The following is an 899-nucleotide window of genomic DNA, read 5'->3' as shown; positions in this document are numbered from 1 at the left end:
TGTACGGCCTTGATACATACCTGACAGATGTTCGGAGACATGCCTGACACTTCTCGGATTGCAATCTGGGAGGTTCGGATGGGGTGGGAGACGAAGTCTGTGGTGGATCAGCGGTTGGAGTTTTGCCGGCTTTGTGCGCTTGAGGGCGCGAATGTTTCGCAATTGTGCCGACGTTTCGGGATTTCTCGCCAGACGGGCTATGTCTGGCTGAAGCGTTTCAGGGCCAGCGAGGGGATGCAGGATCGCTCGCGGCGGCCGCACGTTAGTCCGCGGCGCACCGATCAGGCGCTTGAACAGGCTGTGCTTGAGGTGCGCGATGCGCATCCGGCCTGGGGCGCCCGCAAGATTGCGTGCCGGCTGGAACGAGCGGGGATTGATCCGCCGGCGGCGTCGACAGTCCATGCCATCCTGGTCCGACACAAGCGGATCGCAACGCCTGAGGGCGCCGGCCCGGCCTATGGACGTTTCGAGCGCGAAGCGCCAAACCTGCTGTGGCAGATGGACTTCAAGGGACGTTTTCAGCTCGTCTCGGGAGACTGGTGTCATCCGCTCACCGTCCTCGATGATCATTCGCGGTTTGCCCTCGGGCTTGAGGCCTGCGCCGACGAACGGATGATGACGGTTCGCACTCGGCTGGAACGCATCTTTCGTCACCATGGGCTGCCGATGGCGATCTATGCCGACAATGGCAACCCTTGGGGAACCGGCGTTCCGCACGGCTGGACACGCTTGCGCGTCTGGCTCCTCAAGCTGGGGGTGGAGCTCATTCATGCCCGCCCCTACCATCCGCAGGGACGCGGCAAGAACGAACGCTTCCACCGCAGCTTCAAGGCTGAAGTTCTCGCCTTTCAACCGTTGTCGGACTTCAGGCAGGCGCAAAGGGCGTTTGATCGCTGGCG

General features: G+C 62.2%; 1 protein-coding gene. It reads left to right on the top strand.

The window, feature by feature from the left end:
* Window positions 1-78 precede the first annotated feature (78 nt).
* The coding region (locus V6767_RS22660; RefSeq protein ID WP_448475501.1) for an IS481 family transposase at window positions 79-899 on the top strand (821 nt) is incomplete at its 3' end.

The organism is Martelella sp. FLE1502 (assembly GCF_053484255.1).
The sequence above is the reverse complement of the archived record's forward strand: the minus strand, read 5'-3'. Positions and strand labels throughout refer to the sequence as shown.